Consider the following 6,638-nt stretch of genomic DNA (forward strand, 5'->3'; position numbering starts at 1 on the left):
GAGCGCCGGACGGCGGAAGCAGACGGAGCGCCGGACGGCGGAAGCGACGCCGCCGGCTACGGGAACGGGTGGTACGTCCGATCCAGGTCGGGCTCGAACCCCATCGACCGGGGCACGTCGCGGGCGCGGTCGCCGAAGAAGGGCTCGCCGGTGAACAGGGGCTGCGCGCCCGGGACCAGCACCCGGACCGCCTCGAACCCCATCCCGGCGAGGTCCCGCGTCGTGATCCGGGCGACGTACGGTTCCGGTCCAGCCGTCTCGACGCGGTCGACGACGGCCTCTAGCTCCGGGGTCCCGGAGAGCTCCGGTTCGCCGAGCGCGTCGGCGGAGACGCTCGCGTCCGGGTCGAAGAACGCCCGCGTCTCCGCCGGGAAGTCGGCGTGGTGTCCGATCGCGGCGCCCTCCTCCGCGGCCGCCTCCGGTCCCATCGACCGGAGCTCCGTCCAGTTCTGGAGCGCCTCGGCGAGCGCGCTCCGGGCCGCGGCGACCGGGTCGAGGTCGGCGCCAGATCCGGCCGCGAACCGGGGCCAGTCGCCGTCGCGGTGGACCCCGACGGCGACGACGGGCACGTCGACGTCGGTCGTCACGAGCAGCGGCGTCACCGCGAGCGACTCGGCCCGCGCGCGCTTCTCCAGCTCGGCGAACGTCGCGTCCTCGACCTCCAGCCCGAGCGGCTCCGTCGTCGAGTACCAGCTCGTCATCGTCGCGTCGCGCTCGATCGCCTCGTACAGCCCAGACAGCGCGGCCTCCGGGCCGGAGTTCCCCAGGCCGAGCCCGGTCGTGATCGCGGGCCGGTACCGGCGCTCCGGCGGCGGGAACTGCACGAACTCCGCCGGGAGGCTCGCTGGCTCGCCGGTCGCGAGGGCCTCGCCGGTCACCCACGCGAGGGCGTCGTCGCGGTCGTACGGCTCGGCGTCGTCGGGACGGACGAACGCGTCCGGCGGCACCGGGTTCGGGACGTTCGCTGCCGGCGCGCGCGTGAACGCCGACTCGCGGTAGACGCCCGCCGCGTACCGCTCTAACCCCTCGCCGAGCGCCTTCATGAACGCCGCGTCCCAGCCGGCGTCGACGCCGCCGCCGAACTCGGCGGCCCGCGCGTCGGAGAACGGCGTCGTGTCGGCGACGCGCGCGACGTAGTACGGCACCGGGAACGACTCACGCTCGCCCACCTCCGAGAGCGCGCCGATCCGAGGGTCGACCGCCCGCTCGGCGCGGTCGATCGAGTCGTCGAGGGCGCGGTCCGCGTGCTCCCGCGGGAGCACGTCGCCGGGGGCGTCGCCGCAGTCGCAGCCGGGGGCCGGGAGGAGCGTCCGCTCCGGGCCCGGCACCTCGACGACCGTGTCGGCGACCGGGTCGCCGGCGAGCAGCCGGATGACGCGGCGCCCGGCCAGCGCGCCGGCGTAGCGCACCGCCGACCGGCGGCCCTGGGTGGCGTCCGCCGGCTCCGCGCCGCCGCTCGCGACCCTGGCTCGGAGGCAGTCGTAGCAGGCCTCGCCGAAGACGGTCACCGCGGCGTCGACGTCGGCGAGCGGGACGCCGCCGACGCCGCCGACCTCGATCCCGACCCATCGGTCGAGGGCGTCGTTCGCGGCCGCGAACGCGTCCGACCCGGCGGTGTCGACCACGACCGCGAGGTCGAAGCCGTCCAGCAGCCCCGGCTCGACCGGCATCACGTTCACGTCGACGTCGCCGAGCGCGGTCGCGACGGCGTCGACCGCGGGCCCCTCGCCGACAAGTCCGATGTCCATGTCCCGGTCGACGCGAAGGAGCGAAAAAAAGCCGCGGGTAGGAGCGTCGCGGGCGGAGACGGTGTCCCGGTTACGCCATCAGGTCGCTCGCGACCGCCGCGAGCTCGTCGGCGTCGACGCCGTGGAGCCGCTCGTCGCCGAGCTTGAGCCGGAGGCGGGGTCGACCGACGTCGATCGGGACCTTCTCGGTGTCGATGATACCGAGGTCCTCCAGTCGGGTCTTCGTCCGGGAGAACGTCGCCTTCGAGGCGATCCCGACGTCCTCGCCCCACTTCGAGATGTCGTAGAGGAGGACGTCGTTCTTCGCGGCGACGAGCAGCGAGACGGTCACCTCGTCGAGCGCGGCGTCCGCCGACTCCATCGACGCGAGGACGGCGTCGAAGTCGTCGCGGGTGGCCTCGCCGATCTCGGCGGCCATCGTCTCGCGGACGCGGCTGAGCGCCGGGGTCCGGAGCCCGTACGTCTCGGCCGCCTCGAAGGCGTCGCGGTGCGTCGCGAACACCTCGTCGACGAAGTCGTCCTCCTCGGTCGAGAGCGCGGCGACGTGCTCGCCGGCGCTCACGAGGACCACGACTCGCGACGGGGAGACGAACAGCGCGTTGTCGACGTCGGCGGAGAGCACGCGGAGCCCGAGCGACCCGTCGGCGACGAGGTCGGCTGCCTTCGACGCGACGAGGAAGTCGTCCGTCACCGCCTTCAGCGTGCGTTCGTCCGCCAGCATCGACAGGGTCGGTAAGTCGTCTCGGCCGGTCGCCGCCTCGACGAGCGATACGATCGTCTCCGCGGACGGGTCGACGACGAGGAGCTCGTCGTCGTCGCCGGCGAACGCCGTGTCGAGGACGTTCTCGACGTCCGTCTCCAGTAAATTCGACACCATCTATCTTCCCGGATAAAAGCCAGATATCTATTTAATATTAACGGGATTGGAGGAGTGAACAACGGGTTTTCAGCCGCCAAAACGGCCGAAAACGGCGGATTCAGCGATCTGGCTCGGAATCGGGCGGCGGAACGGGTCGCCGCGGGCGCGGGCGAAACGGCGAGCGGGTCGCGGGTCCGGCCGAGCGAGAGACCCGAGAGCGGCGGAGCGGGGATCGCGGGCCCCGCGGAGCGAGGATCGCGGGCGCGGCGGAGCGGGAATCGCGGGTCCGACGGAGTGGGGGGCGGAGACGCCGTCCCGGGAGCCGCGAAAGCGACGCCGCGACGGAAGGATTAATGCGCGATCGCACCGGCATTCGTACATGGACAACGAGCACGTCCGAGAGGTCGATCCGGCGGTCGCCGACGCGCTGGCCGGCGAGCGCGACAGACAGGAACAGACGCTCGCGATGATCGCCAGCGAGAACCACGTCAGCGAGGCGGTGCTTGAGGCGCAGGGGAGCGTCCTCACGAACAAGTACGCCGAGGGGTACCCCGGTGAGCGCTACTACGCCGGCTGCGAGTACGCCGACGAGGTCGAGGAGCTCGCGATCGAGCGCGCGAAGGAGTTGTGGGGCGCCGAGCACGTCAACGTCCAGCCCCATTCCGGGACGCAGGCGAACCAGGCGGTGTACTACGCGACGCTCGACCCGGGCGACAAGATCCTCTCGCTGGAGCTGAGCCACGGCGGTCACCTCTCGCACGGTCACCCCGCGAACTTCACCGGGCAGATGTACGAGGTCGAGCAGTACGAGGTCGACCCCGAGACCGGGTACATCGACTACGAGGACCTCCGCGAGACGGCCGAGGAGTTCGAGCCCGACATCGTGGTCTCCGGCTACTCCGCGTACCCGCGCACCGTCGACTGGGAGGAGATCCAGGCCGCGGCCGACGCGGTCGACGCCTACCACCTCGCGGACATCGCGCACATCACCGGGCTCGTCGCCGCCGGCGTCCACCCCTCGCCGGTCGGCGTCGCGGACTTCGTCACCGGCTCGACCCACAAGACGATCCGGGCCGGCCGCGGCGGGATCGTGATGTGCGACGCGGAGCACGCCGACGACATCGACAAGGCGGTGTTCCCCGGCGGGCAGGGCGGTCCGCTCATGCACAACGTCGCCGGCAAGGCGGTGGGGTTCAAGGAGGCGCTCGAACCCGAGTTCGAGGAGTACGCGCGACGGGTCGTCGACAACGCCGAGACCCTCGCCGAGACGCTTCAGGGCCACGGCCTCTCCCTGGTCTCCGGCGGCACCGACAACCACCTCGTGTTGGTCGACCTCCGCGACTCGCACCCGGACCTGCCGGGCGGCGACGCCGAGGACGCGCTGGCGGCCGCGAACATCGTGCTCAACGGGAACACCGTCCCCGGCGAGACGCGCTCGCCGTTCAACCCCTCGGGGATCCGCGCGGGGACCGCCGGGCTCACGACCCGCGGGTTCGACGAGGCGGCGATCGAGGAGGTCGGCGACCTCATCTACCGCGTCGTCGACGACGTCGACAGCGACGACGTCATCTACGAGGTCGGCGAGCGGGTCGTCGAGCTCTGCGAGGAGCACCCGCTGTACGAGTAGACGACGCGGCGGGCGGCGGGCGACACGGCGGTCGGCGGGCGATGTGGCGGTCGGCGGGCGACGCTCGCCGGCGCGGCGACCGCCCGACCGAATCCGTGCGTACAAAGTAGGGGCGCCGCGGAGTGGTCGGCATGGCCGACTCGTCGTTCCTCTCGAATCGCCTCGACCGCGCCGCCGCGCCGCTCCTAGTCGGCGACCTGATCGCGCTGATCGTCATGTTGACCATCGGGACGCTGAACCACACCTCGGTCGAGTTCCTCACGGCGAACCCGCTGTACCTGCCCGGCGTCTACGCGCCGTTCCTGATCGCCTGGGCCCTGATCGCGCCGGTCGTCGGCGCGTACTCCGCCGGCGCCGCGGAGACGGCGAAGTCGTCAGTGCCGCTCGCGATCCGGTCGTGGATCCCGGCCGCCGTCGTCGGACTCGGGCTCCGCGCGTTCGTCTTCCGCGGCGGCGCCGAACTGAGCTTCGCCGTCGTCATGCTCGTGGCGGGGTCGGCGTTCCTCGGCGGCTGGCGCGCCCTGTACTTCAAGCTCCGATAGAGACGCGCCCCGGCGGTTCGACCGCCGCGCCCCGATCCCCTTCTCAGTCCGATTCCGTCGCTTCTCCGACCGCCTCGAACCCGGTCCGAAAGCCGCCGTATCGGCGGTTCGCCGGCCCGCGTCTGCCGCGGCGATGATTTCCATAACTTATGCACGGCTTCAAGATGATCAGCGAAGGTGTCACGCCGAACCCTGAGAAAAATTTAATAGTGATTTTATCGTAGATCGTGGTAGAGTATGACTGGGTACTACGACTACGTCCTCGGGCTTATTCCGGCCGCGTTGATCGGTGTGACCGCCGTCCTGAACCTGGTCGGACTGTCGTTGACGGCCGCGCTTCCCGGGGGCGCCCTCGTCGCGGGGGGCGTCATGTTCCACGCGATGTTCGTCCGGAACCCGGTCACCGGCGTCCCCGGGGAGGCCGATCGCCCTCGCGACGAGTCGGCCGGCGACTCGATCGACCGCGCGGTCGACCGTTCGCGGACCGGCCGGTCGCGGGCCGGTCGATCGGGAGCCGGCGGTTCCGACTGACCCGCTCGGTAGCGGGACGCCGGTCGACCCGTGCGACCGTCGATCGGCGCCGCCGCGTTCCGTGCCGCTTTCCTGCACGGTTTAGTTCCCCGCTCCCGAGAGGGGCGGTATGACCGAGACGCTGTTCCTCGCGAGCGCGGACGTCGACGACCTCGCCGAGCCGGCGGAGTACGTCGCCGCCGTGCGCGACGCGTACCGTCAGATCGGTGAGGGCGCGGCCGCGGAGCCGCGGACGAAACTGCTCAGCCGCGACCCGCCCGGCATGTTGACGACGTACGCCGCGATCCTCCCCGAGACGGGCGCGATGGGCGGGTACACCTACTCCGCGGGCTTCGGCGCGGGCGACGCGTGGTTCATGACCCCGCTGTTCGACGCGGAGTCGGGGGAGCCGCTCGCGGTGCTCGACGGCGCCTCGATGAACCCGTTTAAGACGGGCGCCGCGGGAGCGACGGCGGTCGACGCGCTCGCCCGCCAAGACGCGACGGAGGTCGCCGTGATCGGGAGCGGCGCGCAGGCCCGGGGCCAGCTCGCGACGACCGCGACTGTCCGGGAGTTCGAGGCGGTCCGCGTCTTCTCGCCGACCGTCGAGAACCGCGAGGCGTTCGCCGAGGAGTTCGCCGACCGGATCGAGCCAGACGTCACGGCGGTCGCGAGCGCGAGCGAGGCGGTCACCGGCGCCGACGTGGTGATCACGGCGACGAGCGCGAGCGACCCCGTCGTCGACGACGCCGACGTCGAGCCCGGCACCCACGTCACGGCGATGGGGCAGTACACGCCGGGGAAGAACGAGCTCCCGCCCGATCTGGTCGCCCGGGCGACGTACGTCCCCGACATCCGCGAGCGGGCGACCCAGGACGCGGGCTCGTTCCTCGCCGCGGTCGAGGCGGGGCTCGTCGACGAGGACCACGTCGCGGCCGACCTCGGCGAGGTCGTCGCCGGCGAGCATCCGGGGCGGACGAGCGACGACGAGGTCACCGTGTTCGACTCCGGCGGGACCGGGATCGAGACGGTCGCGGCCGCGTATATGCTTTATAAACGGGCGAGCGAGGCGGGTCGGGGAGAGACGATCGACTTCGCGCCCGCGAGCGAGGCGCTTACTGGCAAATAAGCGGTCGATGGTGTCGGTCCGGTGGCTGTGAGGCCGTTCCGAGTGGTCATTTATAAATCGCTCATACTGGATCGACGGCGAGCACCTCCAAAGCCCCAGTCGCGACGGCTCGCGTGACTCGCTGTCGTTCGAAAGGCGCTCCGCGCCTTTCGTGATGACGAGAGAGCGAAGCTCTCTCGAACCACGCTCCTCGTCACTCGCGTTGCTCGTTCCTGCGGTGCTT

The 6,638-nt window shown here is 71.5% G+C and carries 6 protein-coding genes; 4 read left to right on the forward strand and 2 right to left on the reverse strand.

Annotation, left to right across the window (positions count from 1 at the left end; genetic code table 11):
* Positions 1-56: 56 nt before the first annotated feature.
* Both DJ75_RS08500 and tbsP read right to left on the reverse strand, forming a co-directional pair.
* Positions 57-1,748: a YcaO-like family protein gene (locus DJ75_RS08500; protein WP_094524069.1), complete on the reverse strand. Its 1,692-nt coding sequence runs from the start codon at positions 1,746-1,748 to the stop codon at positions 57-59.
* Between the two features lie 70 nt (positions 1,749-1,818).
* Positions 1,819-2,625, reverse strand: a complete 807-nt coding sequence (gene tbsP / locus DJ75_RS08505; RefSeq protein ID WP_094524070.1) for a transcriptional regulator TbsP — start codon at positions 2,623-2,625, stop codon at positions 1,819-1,821.
* Between the two features lie 361 nt (positions 2,626-2,986).
* Here tbsP and glyA point away from each other — a divergent pair, with 361 nt between their 5' ends.
* The 4 genes from glyA (at position 2,987) to DJ75_RS08530 (ending at position 6,415) form a co-directional block, all read left to right on the forward strand.
* Entirely contained in the window at positions 2,987-4,234 is a 1,248-nt protein-coding gene (gene glyA / locus DJ75_RS08515; protein ID WP_094524072.1) for a serine hydroxymethyltransferase, read from the forward strand.
* A gap of 131 nt (positions 4,235-4,365) precedes the next feature.
* Complete coding sequence (locus DJ75_RS08520) at positions 4,366-4,776, forward strand: DUF3054 domain-containing protein (RefSeq protein ID WP_094524073.1); 411 nt, start codon at positions 4,366-4,368, stop codon at positions 4,774-4,776.
* 237 nt (positions 4,777-5,013) lie between these two features.
* Positions 5,014-5,307 carry a hypothetical protein gene (locus DJ75_RS08525; RefSeq protein ID WP_094524074.1) on the forward strand — a complete coding sequence of 98 codons (294 nt, stop codon included), beginning with the start codon at positions 5,014-5,016 and terminating at the stop codon, positions 5,305-5,307.
* Between the two features lie 109 nt (positions 5,308-5,416).
* A complete protein-coding gene (locus tag DJ75_RS08530; RefSeq protein WP_094524075.1) occupies positions 5,417-6,415 on the forward strand; it encodes an ornithine cyclodeaminase family protein in 999 nt (332 codons plus the stop codon).
* Positions 6,416-6,638: the final 223 nt, after the last annotated feature.

Source organism: Halorubrum sp. Eb13 (genome assembly GCF_002252895.1).
Classification (GTDB): domain Archaea; phylum Halobacteriota; class Halobacteria; order Halobacteriales; family Haloferacaceae; genus Halorubrum.

Coding starts and splice junctions, on each gene's coding strand:
- DJ75_RS08500 (WP_094524069.1), bottom strand. CDS start 1,748: ATGGACATCGGACTTGTCGGCGAGGGGCCCGCGGTCGACGCCGTCGCG.
- tbsP (WP_094524070.1), bottom strand. CDS start 2,625: ATGGTGTCGAATTTACTGGAGACGGACGTCGAGAACGTCCTCGACACG.
- glyA (WP_094524072.1), top strand. CDS start 2,987: ATGGACAACGAGCACGTCCGAGAGGTCGATCCGGCGGTCGCCGACGCG.
- DJ75_RS08520 (WP_094524073.1), top strand. CDS start 4,366: ATGGCCGACTCGTCGTTCCTCTCGAATCGCCTCGACCGCGCCGCCGCG.
- DJ75_RS08525 (WP_094524074.1), top strand. CDS start 5,014: ATGACTGGGTACTACGACTACGTCCTCGGGCTTATTCCGGCCGCGTTG.
- DJ75_RS08530 (WP_094524075.1), top strand. CDS start 5,417: ATGACCGAGACGCTGTTCCTCGCGAGCGCGGACGTCGACGACCTCGCC.